This window comes from Pseudomonas sp. Irchel 3H7 (assembly GCF_900187605.1).
Classification (GTDB): domain Bacteria; phylum Pseudomonadota; class Gammaproteobacteria; order Pseudomonadales; family Pseudomonadaceae; genus Aquipseudomonas.
Genome location: NZ_FYEA01000001.1, coordinates 267,438 through 286,181, shown reverse-complemented (window position 1 = coordinate 286,181; position 18,744 = coordinate 267,438). Strand labels below are relative to the sequence as shown.

General features: G+C 58.4%; 18 protein-coding genes and 2 pseudogenes. 10 read left to right on the top strand and 10 right to left on the bottom strand.

The annotated features are described in order from the left end of the window. Positions 1–79: 79 nt before the first annotated feature. Entirely contained in the window at positions 80–394 is a 315-nt protein-coding gene (locus CKW38_RS01315) for a DUF2388 domain-containing protein (protein ID WP_095111572.1), read from the bottom strand. A gap of 160 nt (positions 395–554) precedes the next feature. After that, positions 555–1,076 carry a superoxide dismutase family protein gene (sodC, locus tag CKW38_RS01310; protein ID WP_007919603.1) on the bottom strand — a complete coding sequence of 174 codons (522 nt, stop codon included), beginning with the start codon at positions 1,074–1,076 and terminating at the stop codon, positions 555–557. 244 nt (positions 1,077–1,320) lie between these two features. Between sodC and CKW38_RS30565 the strand changes: the two are divergent. Continuing rightward, positions 1,321–2,076 (top strand): annotated as a pseudogene (locus CKW38_RS30565) (MCP four helix bundle domain-containing protein); the annotation flags it as partial. Further along, entirely contained in the window at positions 2,071–2,934 is an 864-nt protein-coding gene (locus CKW38_RS30560; RefSeq protein ID WP_371857955.1) for a methyl-accepting chemotaxis protein, read from the top strand. The pseudogene CKW38_RS30565 and the gene CKW38_RS30560, both read left to right, overlap by 6 nt. Before the next feature lie 179 nt (positions 2,935–3,113). Here CKW38_RS30560 and CKW38_RS01300 read toward each other — a convergent pair whose 3' ends face one another. Then, complete coding sequence (locus CKW38_RS01300; protein ID WP_095111570.1) at positions 3,114–3,545, bottom strand: nuclear transport factor 2 family protein; 432 nt, start codon at positions 3,543–3,545, stop codon at positions 3,114–3,116. 470 nt (positions 3,546–4,015) lie between these two features. Between CKW38_RS01300 and mqo the strand changes: the two genes are divergently transcribed. Beyond that, a complete protein-coding gene (mqo, locus tag CKW38_RS01295) occupies positions 4,016–5,662 on the top strand; it encodes a malate dehydrogenase (quinone) (protein WP_007919606.1) in 1,647 nt (548 codons plus the stop codon). 165 nt (positions 5,663–5,827) lie between these two features. Here mqo and CKW38_RS01290 read toward each other — a convergent pair whose 3' ends face one another. Then, positions 5,828–6,259 (bottom strand): nuclear transport factor 2 family protein, encoded by a 432-nt coding sequence (locus CKW38_RS01290; protein ID WP_007919607.1) that lies wholly within the window; start codon positions 6,257–6,259, stop codon positions 5,828–5,830. Positions 6,260–6,357: 98 nt separating this feature from the next. On the opposite strand from CKW38_RS01290, the gene CKW38_RS01285 reads away from it, so the two are divergent. Together CKW38_RS01285 and CKW38_RS01280 are read left to right on the top strand one after the other, a co-directional pair. Then, positions 6,358–6,597, top strand: a complete 240-nt coding sequence (locus tag CKW38_RS01285) for a hypothetical protein (RefSeq protein ID WP_095111569.1) — start codon at positions 6,358–6,360, stop codon at positions 6,595–6,597. 88 nt (positions 6,598–6,685) lie between these two features. Continuing rightward, the gene (locus CKW38_RS01280) at positions 6,686–7,132 is read left to right on the top strand and encodes an NUDIX hydrolase (protein ID WP_095111568.1); all 447 of its coding nucleotides are present in this window, start codon (positions 6,686–6,688) and stop codon (positions 7,130–7,132) included. A 6-nt stretch (positions 7,133–7,138) separates the two neighbouring features. On the opposite strand, the gene CKW38_RS01275 is transcribed toward CKW38_RS01280, so the two are convergent. Genes CKW38_RS01275 through tssI form a run of 3 tightly spaced genes read right to left on the bottom strand, consistent with a single transcriptional unit; the run spans position 7,139 to position 11,945 of the window. Next, positions 7,139–8,080 (bottom strand): PoNe immunity protein domain-containing protein, encoded by a 942-nt coding sequence (locus CKW38_RS01275; protein WP_176472263.1) that lies wholly within the window; start codon positions 8,078–8,080, stop codon positions 7,139–7,141. Between the two features lie 5 nt (positions 8,081–8,085). Beyond that, complete coding sequence (locus tag CKW38_RS01270) at positions 8,086–9,657, bottom strand: hypothetical protein (protein ID WP_095111566.1); 1,572 nt, start codon at positions 9,655–9,657, stop codon at positions 8,086–8,088. Beyond that, on the bottom strand, positions 9,654–11,945 hold the full coding sequence (gene tssI / locus CKW38_RS01265; RefSeq protein WP_095111565.1) for a type VI secretion system tip protein VgrG: 2,292 nt from the start codon (positions 11,943–11,945) through the stop codon (positions 9,654–9,656). Before tssI ends, CKW38_RS01270 begins: the two co-directional genes overlap by 4 nt. A 130-nt stretch (positions 11,946–12,075) precedes the next feature. Between tssI and CKW38_RS01260 the strand changes: the two are divergent. After that, positions 12,076–12,337 (top strand): annotated as a pseudogene (locus CKW38_RS01260) (helix-turn-helix domain-containing protein); the annotation flags it as partial. A 184-nt stretch (positions 12,338–12,521) separates the two neighbouring features. Here CKW38_RS01260 and CKW38_RS01255 read toward each other — a convergent pair. Then, on the bottom strand, positions 12,522–12,713 hold the full coding sequence (locus CKW38_RS01255) for a hypothetical protein (RefSeq protein WP_007919624.1): 192 nt from the start codon (positions 12,711–12,713) through the stop codon (positions 12,522–12,524). 290 nt (positions 12,714–13,003) lie between these two features. Between CKW38_RS01255 and CKW38_RS01250 the strand changes: the two genes are divergently transcribed. The 3 genes from CKW38_RS01250 (at position 13,004) to CKW38_RS30300 (ending at position 16,115) form a co-directional block, all read left to right on the top strand. Then, positions 13,004–14,500: a helix-turn-helix transcriptional regulator gene (locus CKW38_RS01250; RefSeq protein ID WP_095111564.1), complete on the top strand. Its 1,497-nt coding sequence runs from the start codon at positions 13,004–13,006 to the stop codon at positions 14,498–14,500. 135 nt (positions 14,501–14,635) lie between these two features. Further along, complete coding sequence (locus CKW38_RS01245; protein ID WP_007919628.1) at positions 14,636–14,893, top strand: DUF1652 domain-containing protein; 258 nt, start codon at positions 14,636–14,638, stop codon at positions 14,891–14,893. Between the two features lie 1,081 nt (positions 14,894–15,974). Then, complete coding sequence (locus CKW38_RS30300; protein ID WP_256588323.1) at positions 15,975–16,115, top strand: hypothetical protein; 141 nt, start codon at positions 15,975–15,977, stop codon at positions 16,113–16,115. A 123-nt stretch (positions 16,116–16,238) separates the two neighbouring features. Here CKW38_RS30300 and CKW38_RS01235 read toward each other — a convergent pair whose 3' ends face one another. Together CKW38_RS01235 and CKW38_RS01230 are read right to left on the bottom strand one after the other, a co-directional pair. Next, a complete protein-coding gene (locus CKW38_RS01235; protein WP_007911074.1) occupies positions 16,239–17,006 on the bottom strand; it encodes an SDR family oxidoreductase in 768 nt (255 codons plus the stop codon). Positions 17,007–17,028: 22 nt separating this feature from the next. Continuing rightward, positions 17,029–18,096, bottom strand: a complete 1,068-nt coding sequence (locus tag CKW38_RS01230) for a phosphotransferase family protein (RefSeq protein ID WP_095111563.1) — start codon at positions 18,094–18,096, stop codon at positions 17,029–17,031. A 190-nt stretch (positions 18,097–18,286) separates the two neighbouring features. Here CKW38_RS01230 and CKW38_RS01225 point away from each other — a divergent pair, with 190 nt between their 5' ends. After that, on the top strand, positions 18,287–18,682 hold the full coding sequence (locus tag CKW38_RS01225) for a DUF4280 domain-containing protein (RefSeq protein ID WP_007911072.1): 396 nt from the start codon (positions 18,287–18,289) through the stop codon (positions 18,680–18,682). The last annotated feature ends 62 nt before the right edge of the window (positions 18,683–18,744 follow it).

Below are 18,744 nucleotides of genomic sequence, written 5' to 3'. Positions count from 1 at the left end.
GCCTCCATCATAGAGGCCGTCGGACAGTTTTGCCTATGCGCCTTCAGCGGCCATCCATCGGCTGCTTTTTCCGTGACGGCTACTGATTCAGGCCTTCGTAATGCACCAGAATCGCGTTGGCCAGATCTTCATCGCTGGCGTTGATGCCAGGATTGTCCTGGCGCACCTGTTGCAGTACCGATTCAAGATAAACCCCACGAATGGCCCCGCCACTGGCGACAAATGCAGACAAGTCGTCACGGGCCGGAATCACCATTTTGTGATCCTTGAAGGTCGAGTACAGCGACGCGGAGACACCGGCCGAGGTGGCGACATCGCCCGCATCAACACGGGCCAACGCCGAACCGACAGGCAGGCATAAGAGTAAGGAAGAAATGAGCACTAACTTGCGCATGACGGTGTTCCTCCACAAGCGCGAAGCAAAAAGGGAAGGATTACATAATGTGAGAGGGGCGCACGCGGCGGGAGTTCCGTGGCGCAGCAAAGTCTGCGTTATTGCAAAATAGACGCGGGCAACGCCATGGCGGGTTGCCCGACTTTCAAGCTGCGGTGAGTCAGATCACCCCGCAGGCCATGCGATCGCCGCCACCGCCCAGCGGTTTCGGCATGTCGGCGTGGTTGTCGCCCCCGGCGTGGATCATCAGCGCGTGGCCCTTGATCTCGGAGATGTTTTTCAGGCGCGGCGCCAATACCGGGTAGTTGGCGATGCCGTCAGCGCTCACGTAAACCGCTGGCAGATCACCCAAATGACCGTCAGCGTAAGGGCCGAGATGCTTGCCGGTTTTTTGCGGATCGAAGTGTCCGCCCGCGGCCAGTGCGGCGCCTTTCACGCCGTCCTTCATGCCGGCTTCACAGCTACCGTTTTCATGCACGTGGAAACCGTGAACGCCGGCCGGCAAGGATTTCAGATCGGGCGTGAACAACAGGCCATACGCCGTCTCACTGATAGTGACCGAGCCGATCGCTTGCGGCGCGCCGTCGGCGCTGACCAGATTGATGGTGACTTTTTCCGTCGCCGCTTGTGCGGTACTGATGGCGAAGGTGCCGAGCAAACCCAACCACAATGCGCGTTTCATAGCGTTTCCTTTTGCTGCATGAGAATTCAGAACGACGGACTCAATAGCCTGCCGGCATTAACCGGTGATGAAGGCGTTGGCCGTGCGCGTTGAAAAGTGAGACTTGCCGCGCAATCCGAAAGTTTTGCTGCCTTTGGCCAGCATGCCGACACCTGCCGACACGCTCTGGCGCGGCAGACCTGCGCAAATAGGCTTAACTGAAGACTGACAAGCGCTTACGGGCGTAACGAGAGAGGAAAATCCGGTGTCGATCAAACTGCGTTTAGTGTTGCTGATTGTGACAAGTCTGCTGACGGCGTTGATCGTGAGTCTGGTCAGTTACGTCGGCAACCAGCGGATGGCCTCGGCGGTGAGCGATAACGCGGTCAGCATGAGCGCGCTGCGCAACCACATGGAAGCCGACATGATGCACGACGCCCTGCGCGCAGATGTCTACTCGGCGATGCTGGTGGGGTTGGGCAAGAGCACCAGCACGGCAAGCGAGGTGCGCGATTCGATCAACGAGCATGCCGGGCATTTTCGTGAGGTGCTCGAGGAGAATCTCAAGCTGCCGATCAACCCGACATTGCGCACGGCGCTGGAGCAGATCAAACCGAGCCTCGATACCTACATCAACGCGGGCGAACGGATTGTCGGGTTGGCGCTGGACAATCCTGATGCCGCTCAACAGGAACTGGGCACCTTCAACACGGCGTTTGGCCAGTTGGAAGAGCAAATGGCCGCATTGAGCGAGTTGATCGAGTCCAATACGCGGCAGACCAGTGCAGGTACCGAATCAGCCATCCGCAGCGCTAACGTCGCGCTCGGCGTGGTGTTGATCGCCAGTCTTGTACTGCTCCTGATCCAGGGGCGCTGGGTGATTCTGAGCATCATGGGGCCGTTGAAGACCGCCAGTCGCATCGCCGAGAGCATCGCCCACGGCAACCTCAGCGAGCCGATCGCCGAGCCGTCCGGCAAGGACGAAGCCAGTGTTCTGATTCGGACGCTGGCAACCATGCAGCGCGATTTGCGCAACATGATCGATGTGGTGCGGCGCAATGCTCATGGCGTCAGTGGCATGAGCGAACAACTCAGCCAGGGCTGCCATCAGGTCGCCGACAGCAGCCAGCAACAAAGCGTCGCCGCCGGCACCATGGCCGCAGCCGCCAGCCAGATGACCGCGAGCATCGAAGAAATCACCCGTCACGCCGAACGGGCCCTGAGCATGGCTAATCAAGCCGAAACCCTGGCGAAAGAGGGCGGCGGTGTCATTCATCAGGTGGTCAGCGACATGGACGATATCGCCCGATCAGCGCAGCAGTCGGCCCAGGTGATTCGTACGCTGGATCAGGAATCCGAAGCCATTTTCAACATCATTCAGGTGATCAAGAGCATCGCCGATCAGACCAACCTGCTGGCGCTCAATGCCGCCATTGAAGCGGCCCGCGCCGGCGAGCAGGGCCGGGGTTTCGCCGTGGTGGCTGACGAAGTGCGCAGTCTGGCAGCGCGCACCAGCGCCTCGACCCAGGAAATCGCCGCGATGGTTGCACGCATTCAACACAGCACCCGCGAGGCGGTCAGCAGCATGGAGGCGGGGGTCGCGCAGGTCGACAAGGGCATGGCGGTGACGGCGGATGTCGAGCGGGCGATACGTGAAATTCTCGATGCTACGCTGAGCACGACGCAACTGGTCAACGACATCACCCGCACGATTGGCGAGCAGAGCCAAGCCAGCAACGAGATCGCCCATCAGGTGGAAATGATTGCCGGAATGTCCGAAGGCAATAGCCGGGTGATCGGGCAAACGGCGAATACCACCGATGAGTTGTCGAGCCTGGCGGGGCAGTTGGCGCAGTCGGTGGATCGGTTTCGGTTGTGATAGCGATTGGAACAATTGCACTTGTGGTGTCTGAATTGGCCTCATCGCTGGCAAGCCAGCTCCCACAATGGGCGGTGGTGTAAACACAATTGCATTTACAACATCGAACCCTGTGGGGAGCGGGCTTGCCCGCGATGAGGCCAGCCCGGTCAATATTCATTCAGGCTAGATAGCCCCCCTCAAAACTTGAACGCCTGCCGCCCCACCAGCAACCACTTGCCATGCTGCTTCTGCCAGATCTGAAAATTCTCGATCTCCGTCGGCACCACCTCGGTCCCCTTCAACGCCTGAGCAGAAAAGTGGTGGCGCACCAGCGCGGTATCGCCGGACAGGGTAATGGTCTGATTCTGCATTTCCAGGGTCTTGAACGCGCTCTTGCCGGTTTCGATGTCGGCGATGAACTCTTTCTTGTCCTGAATCTTGCCGCTGGAATGACCGTAGGTCAGGTTGGGCGCGGTGAGGGCGTTCAGTTCGGCGATGTCCTTGTGCAGCATCGCCTGGGTCAGATGGTCTACCGCTTGGGCGACGTTTTTTTCTGCCGGGGCAGGGGCGGCCATGGCGTAACCGTTGAAGGCACAGAGAAAACCGATCAGCAGTCGGGTTTTGGTCATGAACGTATTTCCTTGTTGTTATAGAGGGATGACTGATTCATCAGTCATCGTACAACCTAGCAGATTATTTTCAGATAAGGCACTGCTTCAACGCGATGATCGTCGGGGTCATGTTCAGCCTTCGTCGGCCGATAGTGTCCTGAGCGGAAAAAGACTCTCAAGTCGGGAACAGACGCGCGGGTTTGCCCTGACGTGATATTCTTCGCGCCAACTTGGTTTGACCTTATTCAGTTTGCTTGCCTTTGGGCGGGCCGACGGAATCCCTGTCGCTCAAGTAGCTGAGCCAATAATGATAAGAAGTCAGTTCAGAAGGGACATTAACTGAGGTCGATGCAGCATGTCGGCCTTGTGTGCCCACCCGTCAAAATTGAAGTGTGCCGGAATCTGCGACGCTAGCCTGAGCGTCATCAAAGCGGATCGCATACTGATAACAGCGGCGGGCGGAAGGCGTTTTATCATAGGTGCAACAGATGTTTAAAAAAGTGAACACAGCCCTGCTGGGTCTGGCTTTGGCGATGGGGATGACATCCGCCAATGCTGACGAAGCAAAGAAAGTCGACGTCCTGCTGATCGGCGGCGGCATCATGAGCACCACCCTCGGTGTGTGGATCAATGAGCTGGAGCCAAGCTGGTCGATGGAAATGGTCGAGCGCCTCGACGGCGTCGCCCTGGAAAGCTCCAACGGCTGGAACAACGCCGGTACCGGTCACTCGGCGCTCGCCGAGCTGAACTACACCCCGGAAGACGACAAAGGCAACGTGACGATCCCGAAAGCCGTCGAGATCAACGAAGCGTTCCAGGTCTCCCGTCAATTCTGGGCCTGGCAGGTTCAGCAAGGCGTTCTGAAGAACCCTCGCTCGTTCATCAACACCACTCCGCACATGAGCTTCGTGTGGGGCGATGACAACATCAAGTTCCTGAAAAAGCGCTACGAAGCCCTGCAAGCGAGCCCGCTGTTCGCCGGCATGCAGTACTCCGAAGACCCGGCTGTGATCAAGAAGTGGGTCCCGCTGATGATGGAAGGGCGTGACCCGAACCAGAAAATCGCGGCCACCTGGAGCCCGCTGGGTACCGACATGAACTTCGGCGAAATCACCCGCCAGTTCGCCACGTACCTGCAGACCAAGCCTAACTTCGATCTGAAACTGTCGAGCGAAGTCCAGGACATCACCAAGAATGCCGATGGCACTTGGCGCGTCAGCTACAAAAACCTGAAAGACGGCACTAAAACCGAAACCGACGCCAAGTTCGTCTTCATCGGCGCGGGCGGCGGTGCACTGCACCTGCTGCAGAAGTCGGGCATTCCTGAAGCCAAGGAATACGCTGGCTTCCCGGTAGGCGGCTCGTTCCTGGTGACCGATAACCCGGCCATCGCTGAACAGCACCTGGCCAAGGCCTACGGTAAAGCGTCGGTTGGCGCCCCACCTATGTCTGTTCCGCACCTGGACACCCGTGTCCTGGACGGCAAGCGCGTCATTCTGTTTGGCCCATTCGCGACCTTCAGCACCAAGTTCCTGAAAGAAGGCTCGTACCTGGACCTGCTGACCAGCACCACCACCCACAACATCTGGCCTATGACCAAGGTCGGCATCAAGGAATACCCGCTGGTCGAGTACCTTGCTGGCCAGCTGATGCTGTCGGATGAAGACCGTCTGAACGCGCTGAAGGAATACTTCCCGAACGCCAAAGCCGAAGACTGGCGCCTGTGGCAAGCCGGCCAACGCGTGCAAATCATCAAGCGTGATGAAGCCGCTGGCGGCGTGCTGAAACTGGGCACCGAAATCGTTGCTGCACAAGACGGCTCCATCGCCGGCCTGCTGGGCGCATCGCCAGGCGCGTCGACCGCTGCACCGATCATGCTGAGCGTGCTGCAGAAAGTCTTCAAAGACAAAGTGGCTACCCCTGAGTGGCAAGCCAAGCTGCACCAGATCGTGCCAAGCTACGGCACTCAGCTGAACAGCGATCCAGCCAAAGTGGCTGCGGAGTGGGCTTACACCGCCAAAATCCTCGAACTGCCGACGCCTCCGGTGATTGGTCAGGTTGCTGCTCCGGCTGCACCTGCCGCTGGAAAAGCTGAAGCACCGAAGGAAAACGCTGCACGTGACATGGCGCTGTAACTAAACGCCTGACACACAAAGCCCACTGAACCGGCGACGGTCAGTGGGCTTTTTCATGGCAAATAGTTTTGTAGGAGCTGTCGAGTGAAACGAGGCCTGCGATCTTTTGATCTTGATCTTGCTTTTGAAAGATCAAGATCAAAAGATCGCAGCCTGCGGCAGCTCCTACAGGGCTTTGGCGGACGCCAGATAAGCACCGAGCCGCCGGCCCATCTCTTCGCCCAAGGCTTGTAGACCGCTGAGCGGCCGCACCATCACCTCAAACTCGACAATCTTGCCGTTCTCGTCAAAGCGAATCATGTCGATACCTTTCAGCTCCTTCGAACCCACCTTGGCGCTGAACTCCAGAATCACATTCAAGCCATCGGCGGTCGCCAGTTCGCGGTGGTAGGTGAAGTCTTCAAACACTTCAAACACGGTATTGAGGATCATCGACACCACCGGCGCACCCGGGTAAGGCGTGTGGGCCATCGGCGAGCGGAACACGGCTTGCGGGTCGAGCAGGCCGGGCAGGGCGCTGAGGTTGCCGGTGCGGATCATTTCGTGCCATTTGCCTAGCGATGCGGCGACGTTGGGTTGCAGATTCAGGTCGGTCATGTTCACTCCAGGTTTTTCTTGTTGTTGTCGCGACGGCAATGACTCTAGATCAACCACGCCAAAATTGAACCCTTGTGCCGCGATCTGAATGTCGGCCCATGGCCCATGCGCATCTGATCCGTATTTTTTCGCTGGATCTGCCTCTGTTACCGGCTCAGTCAGCGGCTCAAAATAGCCCCACGGTTCGGCACTCGCGGCAGTCCTTCATTTCGAAGCGCCCAGTGCACCGCAAGTTCAGCATTGAGGAGAGCAACATGAACAAGATGGCGATTTTTCTGGGTGGCTTTCTGACACTGACCATTCTGATCGGCCTGCTCGCAACGATTTCTCCGGTCTGAGTCGACCCTGTTCCAGTGACGTCCACGGATGTGTCGCGCAAAGCATGTTTAAATGCCGCGCCCCCACACCTGTAAATGGACTTCAGTCATGGCCGAACACCGCATTCGCGCGCTCGCACTTTGCGTTTTTCATCACAACGGCAAAATTCTGGTTAACGAATTTCGTGACCCGGTGAGCGAGCAAACCTGCTTTCGGCCCGTCGGCGGCGGTATCGAGTTCGGCGAGACGAGCGCCGAAACCATTGTGCGCGAAGTGCAGGAGGAGTTGGGGCTGTCCATGACGGACCTGCGTCTGCTCGGCACACTCGAAAGTCTTTTCGTTTACAACGGCAAACCGGGACACGAAATTGTCCAGGTATACGACGCGACGTTTGTCGATCAGGGCGTATACGATCACGCACAGATCGATGGCCATGAAAGCGACGGCGCGCCCTTTACCGCGCGCTGGCATGACAGCTCAAGCTTCAGCGAGCAGGCGCCCTTGGTGCCAAAAGGCTTGCTCGAACTGCTGAAAAGCGCCGGATTGCTCGGCTGAATCCACTCACGCTTCCCCCGACCAATACCAAAGCGTATCGCCCCAACGGGAGTCGTTGATCTTCGGCATGAGTTCACCCTGTTGGAAATGACGGCGTGAGTTCGCCTGAGCAGGAGTGAACCAATAGCCGGTCCGGCTGCATGCATCGCCGGCAACGATTCGGCCAACTTGTGTCATTCGTGGGCTTTGGTGATTTCTCGCATAGTCGACCAGATCTTTTGGATAAACCATATGGTCGACTTTGCTGTCGTCGATGCCATACAAAAACGCGATGGCGGCGGCCTCGATTGCCCAATAGCCAACGTAATTGCCGTCTTCTCCTTGTAAATGAGTGTCGTGCCACGGTGCTTGTTCAAAAGCGGGGTACCAGCCCTGGCAATACTTTTTCAGCAGGGCGGACGCCTCTTCGCGCGTGTCGGCGTAGATTGCTTGTATTAGCGGGGTGTATACGTCGTGATACCACTGGTCAACGTCATGACGGTTGGGCAGTACCTTCTTCAACAGATCTTCGAATAGCGTGTCGTCCCCGGCATAACCTGCGTTGTCCAGCATTTTGACAAAGCGTACGAGCAAGTCGTTACGGTGCAGCAGAATACACAGACCGATTACTTGCACAGCTTCTTCGTACTGATCTGGCCAGTCATCGATAGCCAACGGAGAAATCTGTGGCGCTCCTTCGAAGTCGGCGAGGGTTTGCTGGCGCACTTCATATTTTTCGATCAGGTCCTCAAGTAACGGAACCAGAGACTCAACGTCCATTCCTGCGGTGTAAGTTGCCAACAATTTGTCCAAAGCCAGACTTTGGAAGTATCGGGCACGCTGGGATGCTTCCTCTTCATCGGAGTCGGATTTGAAACGATTGGTCTTGAAGAACTCGATGACTTCGTCATGTTCTTTCAGGAAGTGGTTGTACTGATGATCAGAGAAGAATTTCTGGCGTTTGCTCATTGATGTCATGCCTCAAGCTTGAGGGAGTCCCTCGCGCCATATTTTTTTGCCAAGGATTTTTTGCGCTTGTTTACAGCCGCTTTCACCTCGGTTTCGTTGTAATGAAACGCCTTGTGTGTGCGATGGGTGCTTTCTGCAAGATTCTGAAACCGCGCTTCGGCATGGTCTTTCGGGCTAGCGCTGGAATGATAAAGCGGGGAATAAAACAGATGGCGACTGTAAGAGGCCAGGACCTGTGCGGCAAGTGCGCGACCAGCCACAGCCTTGTTCAGGTTTTGGGTGATCCACTGACTGCTCATTTGAACCAGTATTTCTTTGATCTTGGCAGAGGGGGCCGGTGAGCGGCTGGATGCCTGCGGTTTGTTTTTTCCGGTTCTCATCGACGTTGAGGGCTTGCTGGCACCGGCCTCAGGGGTATCTTCGATCGGTTCAAGCAGTTGGCTTGCGTCGGCGATGCGCGTTACGCCCGATATGCCCGATTCTCCCAGTTTGGAGGCGATGCCGGGTTTTCGAGTGTTATTGGCTCTACGCATGAATTTTGGTGCATCTTCTTCGCGGCTCGCCTTCGCTTCGACAATCGCGAATTTTTCGCCGCCATTGTTCGCTGGCTTCGCGCGCCAGACCGCGTCGATACCGGTTCCATTGGCGCCGTCAGACAGTTTGTAAAGGACATGCCTGGCTTTAGGGCTGCCTCCCGAAGAAAGTTTTCCGGTTTTCGTGGCACCCGGCAGCCCCTCCAGCCATTTGCCATCCGCCCCCTTGTCATGTCCATCCCAATCTTTGCCCCAACCGAATTCGACTGCGCAGATGTAATCGGCGATATGTTCGCCGCTGACGCCCAAGCCTTCATTCAAAATGCTCGAAGGCGCATGAACGCCGACCTTGGAGGATTCGACACGGTTGGAGTGGGTGCCGCTGGCGCCGTCCTTGCCTTGAGTGCCGACGGAGGAATCGCGGTTGGCGGGTTTTTCCGCGCGCCGTGGGTGACTGGTGCCGGACGAGGCGGCGGAGCTGTTGCGCTGCATGCCTTTCCATTTGATCAGGCGTTTTTCGACAATGCCAAGCATCGCCGGCATGTTGTCTCGGGCGGTAGCGAGGACGGTCACCACGGCGGTTTGAACCCAACCCGGCGAGCCCTTGTAAACAGAGGAACTTCTGATCGCGGAAATGATGTCGTCCATTTCCGCACGCAGTTTGCCGGCGTTGAAAATACGTGACAGGAGTTCTTCCGGACTGGTCTTGATGCCGCATTCCTGCAGAACGAACCGCAGCAGATCGAACAAAACCGGGGCGAATCGTTGAGGGTTGCGGTTGACGATACGCATGCTTTTTTTCAAGCCGTCACCCGCGCCGGGTATCCAGCCGATCACTGCCAGGAGCAAGTCGAACTGGGCATCTTCCTTGGCTCCGGGCGTGTCCGATTTGTACAGCAGAACGGCGGATTCAATGGTGTCGTACACGTCAATGGCCTGGCCCAGAAATGGCACCGCACCCATCGCAATGCCTTTGCCCAGTTCGATAGCCGCTTCCTGATAAGCCCCGGTGCGGTCGTCGTTGCTGCTTGTTTGTTCGCTCATGCCAGCCTCCCTGCGGCTTTTTCGACCAATGCCTGTAGATCAACGGTGGCGGGGTCAAGACCCAGTTTTCGCAGATCTTCGTCGATTTTATCGTCAGAAGCGTCAACCACGGCCACTGCCGGACGATCATAGGGACGAGGGTCTTCACCGTAATAGACTTTCGCGGGGCCTTTTGGCACGTCTTCCAGCCGGGCGAATCCGTCGCTGTCGAGCACACCTTCGCGAGTCGAACCATCGGCGAATTCAACGCGATAAGACGCGCCGGGTACGGGTTCGAGATTGTCGTAGTGCAGGTTCAGTTCAAGCCAGGTGGGATTGGTTTTGGCCCGTTCCATCAAGTTGCCGGCCGTGTCAGTCGCCGCCAGTCCGGGAATCAGCGGAGCAAGAATGGCGATCCCGGTCCCCACGCCAGGCGCGCCGCCGGTATTCACCTTCACCTCAGACCCGCTGATGGTCACGCCACCCGCATCAACCTTGACGAAACTCCCACCAGCCTTGGCCGTGAGTTCCATTGCGCCTTCGACCACAACCTTCTGGCCGGCGTAGTAATGGATTTCTGACCCGGCCTCGACAAACTGCGCAGTCCCCACCTTCAGATGCTGCGTCACACCCACGGTCAGGTGATCATCCGCACGCATCTCGCTGATGCGATCCAGATGCGTAATCCGATGCTCTTCAACCTTGAACTCGCTCAGCGTGTTGGCTTCGACAGTGTCGTGCCGTTCGTTGCCCACCCGAATCTTCTGGTCGTGCTCGATGTTTTCGTCCCAGTCGCGCTGGGCATGGATGTAGATCTGCTCGGCGCCTTTCTTGTCCTCGATGCGGAATTCGTTGTAGCCCTTGCCGCCCGGTGAACTCAGGGTTTTGAAGGTGCTGCGGGTTTTGTTTGCCGGCAGGTCGTAGGGGACGACGGTTTCCTTGTGGTACAGGCAACCGGTGACCAGTGGCTGGTCGGGATCGCCTTCGAGGAAGGTGACGAGGACTTCCATGCCGATGCGCGGGATGGCGATGCCGCCGTACGCCGCGCCGGCCCAGCCGCTGGCGACGCGCATCCAGCAGGTGGTTTTGTCGTTGGACTGACCGTCGCGGTCCCAGTGGAATTGCACTTTGATGCGGCCGTACTGGTCGCAGTGGATTTCTTCGCCTGCGGGGCCGGTGACGACGGCGGTCTGGCTGCCGAGGACTTTTGGTTTCGGGTGTTCGAGGGCAGGGCGGTAGTTCGCGTCCCATGGGGTGGCGAGGAAGCTGTTGCGGTAGCCCTGGTGGAAATCGCTTTTGTGGTCGGTGACGTCGCTGGTGACGTTTTCGCCGAGTACTTGCGGTTGTTTGCCTTCGTGGAAGACCTCCAGCAGCAGCCACAGATCGTTCCACTCGGCGCGCGGGTGTTCGGCGAGGGTGAGGAAATGGCCGCTGGTGAGGGTTGGTTCGTCACCTTTGCCTTCGGCGAGTTTGTAGTCGCTGCGATGGCGTTCGAGGGCGCGGGTGGAGAGGAACTTGCCGCGCTCTCGAGTAGTGAAGCGGCCGGGGTAGTCGTAGTCCTCGAGGTCCGGGGCGAACTCGGTTTTGACCGCGCCTTCGGGGAGGATCTTTGGTTTTTCGAAGTCGTAGTCGCGGCGGCTGACGCGGGTGGTGCGGGTTTCCAGACGCAGGTTGAAACGCTTGATCACCGGTTTGTCGGCGGCCATGCCGGAGTCTTGCTGGTAGCTCACCGGTTTCAGCTTGCGGAACACGGTCTGGTCGTCGCCGAACACCAGTTTGTGGCCGCTGCTGCTGTGCTGGAAGTGGAAGTGAATGCCTTCCTCTTCGCACAAACGCTGGATGAAGTGCAGGTCGGATTCGTCGTACTGCACGCAGTATTCGCGCTGCGGGTATTCGGTGCCGAGCTGGAAACTGTAGGCGTCGGCGAGGATGCCGCGATCTTCCAGCACCTGAGCGATGATCTTCGGCACGGTCAGTTGCTGGAAGATCTGCTGATCGTGGTTGTGCCGCAGGTAGGCCAGTTGTGGCACCAGGCTGAGGCTGTAACGGGTCAGGGTCTTGCCTGAGTCGCCTTGCTCGATGCGATAGACCAAACCGTGGATCTTGCCTTCGCCGGTGGCGCCGAAAGTCAGGATGCCGGGTTTGTGCAGCAACTCTTCGAGTTTGAGGTCGGGGCGGGCGCTGACGAGTTCGAGGTCGAAACGGAACGGTTGGTTGAGGGCTTCGCGACCGGTGAAGCTGAGGACTTGCAGGTCGGCGTTGGCGCCTTCGACAGTGAAGGTAATGTGGCTAGCGTTTGCATCCAGCATGCTCGACTCCATCCATTGGAAAAGCTGTGCCGATGTTGCAACAACTGAAACAGCCGATCAAGCTCCCAAACGCGCCATAATCAGCGATCAGACTCAGCTCACGATTCAGCCATCGAGGGACGGACGAGCCATGGATTCGCTGATCAACGCCGCCGGCCGCGCGCTGTCTGCTGGTGACCCGCTAGGCGCGGTGAACTACGTCGCTCTGCGTGAGGACCCGCCGGCGCTGGCGCTGCGCGCTGCGCGCAATTGCCATGGCTCAGCTCGGTGATCTGTCCCGCGCCAAGGCGTTGTTGCAAAGGGCGATAAAGGCGTTCGGCAGCAATGAGCCGCTGTCACGGGCGCGTTGTGTGGTCGCCGAGGCCGAGGCCGAGGTGGCGCTGGCAGCGCGGATCGCTTTTATTGCGGTGGCGGCGACAGTGGACGGGTGAGAGCGGTGCGTCGGCCTCAATGATCAAGGCATCTTTGCTGGCCCCTTCGCGAGCAGGCTCGCTCCCACAGTGATTGCGGGTGAACACAAGCTTTGTGAGTTACCCAGAAACCTCTGGGAGCGAGCCTGCTCGCGAAAGCGCAGTGTCAGGCACCGCTGTTTCGTCGACGTTCAATACCCTCCGGGCCGCCGATGTCCAGCAGCCTTCTTTCCACCAAGACATTCTCCAGGGCCTGACGCTCGACTGGCGCCATTTGGTGCTCACGTTTTTTCAACTCCAGCAGAATCGGGTTGGACCAGGTGCGGTAGGTCTGTTCGATGGTGCGACGCGACGTCATCAGTCTCTCCTTGATCAAGAGCCCGGTGTTGCGGGCAGGGGCTCAATCCGATGAGGTATTAACGTTAGTCGACAAAGCAGGAAGTCGCGAATGCACCGTCATCCCCAGTAGGAGTGAGCCTGCTCGTGATAGCGGTGTGACAGTCAATATAAAGTCAAATGACACACCGCTATCGTTTGCAGGCTCACTTCAACAAACGGATTTGTGCCGTTGCGAACATTTATGCTCGGCACGATCAGAGGCCGCCGCGGTCGTACTCTTCACATGGGCGTATCACTTGTGGAGATCCAATGAGCCAGGAAGTCCTGACCACCGAAACCAACCGCCGCCAGTTGCAGCAGATCATCGCCGGGCTGTCCGACGGGGTGATTTTGCTGGAGCTGGATCAGAGCATTCTTTGGGCCAACGAAGCCGCGCTGGCCATGCACGGTGTCAAGCGGATCACCGATCTGGGTCACAATGCCGACGAATACGCCAAGAAGTTCAACCTGCGCTATCGCAATAATCATTCGATCACCGCCGAAAACTACCCGATCAGCCGGGTGGCGCGCTGTGAGAGTTTCAATGACGTGCTGATTGAGGTGTCGCCGACCGACGACCCGGAACGTATCTGGGTGCACAGCGTGCGCAGCATGATTCTCACGGACCGCGAAGGGCAGCCCGAGTCGCTGGTGCTGATCATGAGCGACGTCACCGATTGGGCCAACGCCGAGCAGCGCTTCGAAAGGACGTTCAACGCCAACCCGGCGCCGGCGGTGATCTGTCGGCTCAGTGATTTGCGTTACATCAAGGTCAATCCGGGGTTTCTGGAAATGACCGGGTACACCCGTGAACAGGTGATTGGCACTTCCTCTTATGAAATCGACATTTTCGAGCAGGCCGAACACCGGGATCTGGCGATTCAGCGCCTGCGCGACGTTGCGACCATCCCGCAGATGCAGGCTGAACTGCGCCTGCCTGACGGCGGCAGCAAGCAAGTGATCGTCGCCGGGCAGCCGCTGACGCTCAACGATGAGGATTGCATGTTGTTTTCCTTCGTCGACATGGAGATGCGGCACAAGGCCGAGGTGGCGTTGCGTCAGAGTGAGGAACGTTTTGCCAAGGCGTTTCGCCTGACACCGGTGCCGATCCTGATTTGCAGTGCCGACGAGCAGCAGGTGATCGACGTCAATCAGGCGTTCCTTGAGGCCTTGGCCTTCGACAGCGAGGACGTGCTCGGTAAAACCGTGACGCAGTTGGATTTCATCGATGACAGTGGTGCACGCACGCAGTTGCTGGCGGCGCTGGCGAAAAACGGTCGGGTGGATCGGGTCGATGTGCGGGTGCGCAAGAAGGATGCGGACCTGCTCGAATGTGCGCTATCCGCCGATACCGTGAATATTCAGGACACGCCGTGTTATTTGCTGGTGCTGATGGACATCACCGAGCGCAAGCGCACCGAGCTTGAGTTGGTGGCGGCGATTGAGGAGGTGATGAAGGACGCTTCCTGGTTCAGCCGCACGTTGATCGAGAAACTGGCCAATGTGAAGAAGGTCAACTCGCCGCAACTGCCCAGCGTTTCGTTCACTGATCTGACGGCGCGTGAGCGTGATGTGCTGGGGTTGATCTGTGAAGGGCTGGCGGACAAGGAGATCGCGGCGCGGCTGAAACTCGCTCCGAATACGGTGCGAAATCATGTGGCGACGGTGTATTCCAAGCTTGATGTGCACAGCCGCAGTGAGGCGATTGTCTGGGCGCGGGAGCGTGGGCTGTTTGCCGGCGAATCGAGCGCCAAGGGTCAACGATAGGGTGCAAATGCACTAGTTGGACTGGTGCAAATTGAGGTGTTGGCGGGTGAGGTCTGTTCTTAGTCTGGTGGGGTGCGATACGAGGTTTTTTGGCTCGGGATCGCGGCCCTTCGCAGTCGTTATAGGAACAGTCTGATGATGAATCTTGCGCAGTTGCGCACGCAGCTTGAACGCAGTTTTTCGCCGCTGGCGTGTGAGTGTCTGGTGGACGGCGATCATTCGCTGACGGTGAAGCTTTATCACCCGGTGTCGGGGCAGGTGGATCTGGTGATCAGTGGGCTGAAACTTAATGCGCTGCGGACGCCTGAGTCGGTTGATGCTTTGATTGAAGAATTGCGGTATGAGCTTGAGAGCAATTCTTTGCGTTCGTTTCGGGATCCGGATTTGGCTTAGCGCCGCCCTTTGGTTCTTGGCGGCCTTTGGGCCGACCATGCTGTTGGGGGGTGGGGGTAGATCCGTTGCTGCGGGTGTTGCCGCTGGCGGTTTCGCCCTTACGGCGAGTCCCTTTGGCAAACGCCCCAAAGGAACCAAAGGTCTGCGCCCTGACGTTCGGCCCGCTCGCTGGGGCTCGGGGTTCCTTCGCTCCGGGATCGATCCGGTGGCATCGTCTACGGTTTGCTTCGCTGCACCTCCTCTTGATGTGTTCGACTTCGTCGAACGGTCGCTGCGCTCCCACCCCCGGATCAATCCCTCCACTCAGCCTGCCGACGGGCTCCCAGGTCAAGATCAAAAGCCGCAGCCGAGCTAACGCTCATCCTGTTGAGTGGTGAAAAGCGGATGCGATGGTTGGTTTGCGTTGTTTTGCTTTTGCTTTTCTGTGGGAGTGAGCCTGCTCGCGAAGGCGGTCTTATGGCCGACTAATCTTTTGCTGGATGCACTCAATTCCATTGTGGGAGCGAGCTTGCTCGCGAAGAGGCCTTGTCTGGCAATGTGCGTTTCACTCTGCTAACTCGCTCAAACCTCGACGCAAAATCGACAGCCATTACCACCCAATCGGGCCAATTCACTGGCGCTTGCAGGGCGCTCGGCTATAAAGAATGAGTGGCCAGGTCTTCCGTGGTCGGTTGGGTCGCGGAAGTTGCTCTTCCATTCATCGCGGGTCGTCCTATGAACAATCTTGGGAAACGCGTGTTGCCGTTGGCTTTTTTTGCCGTTTTGCTGGCGGGTTGTGCCAGTCCTCCACCCCCTCCACCGGTTGCGCCACCTCCGCCACCGGAACGTACTTGCCAGGTGCTCGAAAATACTGAAGTCGCCGGTGACGTGTACGCCGACGGGCAGGTTACTCGACACATCACCACTACCCGTTGTGTCACGCAGTAGCGCCGGCGGGGCGCAAGTCTCGGGTTGAGCGGGTTGTGCTGGTCGCCGTCCTGGACGGTGCGGCGGTGGTTGCCGTGGAAGGCGCCATTGCGGCGATGCACAGTCAGCTCGACTTGTTTGGGGTGATGGTGATTGCGTTTATCGTCGCCCTCCGGTGGGGTTGGCGCTGTTTGCCGTTGCGCGCAGGCTGGGCGTTGCACCGGTAGCGGCGGCGTTGCTGGCGGGGGCGATGTGTCTGGCTCTGCGTTTGCTGTCGGTGCATTACGGCTGGCAATTGCCGAAAGTCATTGCCTGATGCACAACCCTTGCAGGAGTGAGCCTGCTCGCGATAGCGGTGTGTCAGTCAACATTTATGTATCTGACACACCGCTATCGCGAGCAGGCTCACTCCTACAGGGGGTTAATCATTTACCCGGGATCAGGACAGGAAACCACCGTCCACATTCAGCGCAACGCCGGTGGTGTAGCTCGACGCATCGCTGGCCAGGTACAACACCGCACCGGCCATTTCACTCGGATCCGCCACGCGCTTGAGCGGGATCTGCGTCAGTGCCTGCTTGAGGATCGCATCGTTTTTCACCAGTGCCGAGGCGAACTTGGTGTCGGTCAGGCCCGGCAGCAGGGCGTTGCAGCGGATGCCGAACTGCGCGCATTCCTTGGCAAAGACTTTGGTCATGTTGATCACCGCCGCCTTGGTCACCGAGTAGATGCCCTGGAAGATCCCCGGTGAAATGCCGTTGATCGACGCGACGTTGATGATGCTGCCGCCACCGTTTTCGCGCATCAGTTTGCCGGCTTCGACGGACATGAAGAAGTAGCCACGAATGTTCACATCGACAGTCTTCTGGAACGCGCCCAAGTCAGTGTCCAGCACGTTGCAGAACTGCGGGTTGGTCGCGGCATTGTTGACCAGAATATCGAGGCGGCCGAACTGTTCCTTGATCCCGGCAAACACTTGGGCAATCTGCTCCATTTCACCGATGTGACAGGCCACTGCGGTGGCTTTGCCGCCAGCAGCGATGATCGCATCGGCCACGTGTTGGCAGCCGTCGAGTTTGCGGCTCGAGACAATCACGTGGGCGCCTTGCTGGGCGAGCAGTTTGGCGATGGCTTCACCGATGCCGCGGCTGGCGCCGGAGACGAAAGCGATCTTGCCGTCGAGGTCGAACAACTGAGTCTTGGACATAAGGGTTCCTGGGTGTGGGCCGTCAGAGGCTCGATTTCGCAATGACCTGCAAGCTCATCTGCTCCAGCAGTTTGTTCATGTGAATGAACTGCGCGAAGCGTTTGTCCTGTGTCTGGCCGTGGTAGAAGCGGTAGTAGATCTGCTGCACGATGCCGGCCAGGCGAAACAGGCCGTAGGTGTAGTAGAAGTCGAAATTGTCGATCTGGATGCCCGAACGTTCGGCGTAGTAATCGACGAACTCGCGGCGGGTGAGCATGCCCGGTGCGTGGCTCGGCTGACGGCGCATCAGTTGCACCGGCGCCGGGTCGTCCGCCTGAATCCAATAGGCGAGGGTGTTGCCCAGGTCCATCAGCGGGTCGCCGAGGGTAGTCAGTTCCCAATCCAGCACGCCGATGATCTGCATCGGATTTTGCGGGTCGAGAATGACGTTGTCGAAGCGATAGTCGTTGTGGACGATGCTTGAGGTTGGGTGGTCAGCCGGCATCTTGTCGTTGAGCCAGGCTTTGACCTTTTCCCAGTGTGGCGCGTCAGGCGTCAGGGCCTTTTCGTAGCGTTCGCTCCAGCCTTTGATCTGGCGGGCAACGTAGCCTTCCGGCTTGCCTAGATCGCCGAGGCCACAGGCGTTGTAGTCGACCCGGTGCAGTTCGACGAAGCGGTCGATGAAGCTTTTGCACAAGGCTTCGGTTTTCGCTGAGTCGAGGCCCAGTTCCGGCGGCAGCTCCGAGCGCAGGATGATGCCGTTGACCCGTTCCATCACGTAGAACTCGGCGCCGATCACCGATTCGTCGGTGCAGTGCAGGTAGGCTTTCGGGCAATACGGAAAACCGTCGCGCAATTGATTGAGGATACGGAATTCGCGGCCCATGTCGTGGGCAGACTTGGCTTTGTGGCCAAACGGCGGGCGGCGCAGGACGAATTCCTGTTCCGGGTATTCCAGCAGGTAGGTCAGGTTCGAGGCACCGCCGGGGAACTGGCTGATCGCAGGCAAGCCGCTCAGGCCCGGAATGTGCGCCTTAAGGTACGGATCAATCAGGCTGGCATCGAGTTCTTCGCCAGAGCGGATACGGGTGGACTGGTCAGTAAGCGCCATGCTTATCCCTTCTGCTTATTTTGGAGGCCAGACATCATTGGCTAATCTAATGGTGCGCTCGGGCAGTCACAAGCGCAGGTCGGTCTTATAGGTTAGCGTGTTGCCGGATAATCACCTTTGAGAATGTGCGCGACGGGCCGCAGCAGACTAAGGTTTAGCGGGTATGCCATGGGCAAAAAGGAGCTTTGAAATGGGCTGTCCGCAAGTCTGTGCCACGGCCACTTTGCAATGCAGCTTCGGCGCCGCGCCGTCGATGCTCAACGTGTTGCCGGTGAATCGCACGCTGACCGGCGGGATGCCGGCGGCGAACATCATGGATCACATCCCGCTGGTGAATATCCTGCCGTTCGGGGTGTGCATGAGCATGGCCAATCCGATGGTCGCCGCTGCAACTGCGGCTGCGTTGGGGGTGTTGACGCCGATGCCGTGTATTCCGGCGACGGCCACACCGTGGATTCCCGGCGGGGCGCCGACGTTGTTGCTGGGCGGGATGCCGGCGATCGATGCCAACTCAACGTTGATGTGCAACTGGGCGGGGGTGATCAAGATTGTGGTGCCGGGGCAGATGCAGATGCTCATTCCCTGAGATTTTGCGTTTGTCCGAATACCGCCGCCCCTCACCCCAGCCCTCTCCCGGAGGGAGAGGGA

Excerpts from the sequence above, each read along its gene's own strand:
- CKW38_RS01290 (WP_007919607.1), bottom strand. The coding sequence starts at position 6,259 with ATGACCGACCTGAATCTGCAACCCAACGTCGCCGCATCGCTAGGCAAA.
- CKW38_RS01235 (WP_007911074.1), bottom strand. The coding sequence starts at position 17,006 with ATGTCCAAGACTCAGTTGTTCGACCTCGACGGCAAGATCGCTTTCGTC.
- CKW38_RS01245 (WP_007919628.1), top strand. The coding sequence starts at position 14,636 with ATGATGAATCTTGCGCAGTTGCGCACGCAGCTTGAACGCAGTTTTTCG.
- CKW38_RS01270 (WP_095111566.1), bottom strand. The coding sequence starts at position 9,657 with ATGAGCGAACAAACAAGCAGCAACGACGACCGCACCGGGGCTTATCAG.
- CKW38_RS01275 (WP_176472263.1), bottom strand. The coding sequence starts at position 8,080 with ATGAGCAAACGCCAGAAATTCTTCTCTGATCATCAGTACAACCACTTC.
- CKW38_RS01250 (WP_095111564.1), top strand. The coding sequence starts at position 13,004 with ATGAGCCAGGAAGTCCTGACCACCGAAACCAACCGCCGCCAGTTGCAG.
- CKW38_RS01230 (WP_095111563.1), bottom strand. The coding sequence starts at position 18,096 with ATGGCGCTTACTGACCAGTCCACCCGTATCCGCTCTGGCGAAGAACTC.
- CKW38_RS30560 (WP_371857955.1), top strand. The coding sequence starts at position 2,071 with ATGCAGCGCGATTTGCGCAACATGATCGATGTGGTGCGGCGCAATGCT.
- CKW38_RS01315 (WP_095111572.1), bottom strand. The coding sequence starts at position 394 with ATGCGCAAGTTAGTGCTCATTTCTTCCTTACTCTTATGCCTGCCTGTC.
- mqo (WP_007919606.1), top strand. The coding sequence starts at position 4,016 with ATGTTTAAAAAAGTGAACACAGCCCTGCTGGGTCTGGCTTTGGCGATG.
- CKW38_RS01300 (WP_095111570.1), bottom strand. The coding sequence starts at position 3,545 with ATGACCAAAACCCGACTGCTGATCGGTTTTCTCTGTGCCTTCAACGGT.
- CKW38_RS01280 (WP_095111568.1), top strand. The coding sequence starts at position 6,686 with ATGGCCGAACACCGCATTCGCGCGCTCGCACTTTGCGTTTTTCATCAC.
- CKW38_RS01285 (WP_095111569.1), top strand. The coding sequence starts at position 6,358 with ATGGCCCATGCGCATCTGATCCGTATTTTTTCGCTGGATCTGCCTCTG.
- CKW38_RS01225 (WP_007911072.1), top strand. The coding sequence starts at position 18,287 with ATGGGCTGTCCGCAAGTCTGTGCCACGGCCACTTTGCAATGCAGCTTC.
- sodC (WP_007919603.1), bottom strand. The coding sequence starts at position 1,076 with ATGAAACGCGCATTGTGGTTGGGTTTGCTCGGCACCTTCGCCATCAGT.
- tssI (WP_095111565.1), bottom strand. The coding sequence starts at position 11,945 with ATGCTGGATGCAAACGCTAGCCACATTACCTTCACTGTCGAAGGCGCC.
- CKW38_RS01255 (WP_007919624.1), bottom strand. The coding sequence starts at position 12,713 with ATGACGTCGCGTCGCACCATCGAACAGACCTACCGCACCTGGTCCAAC.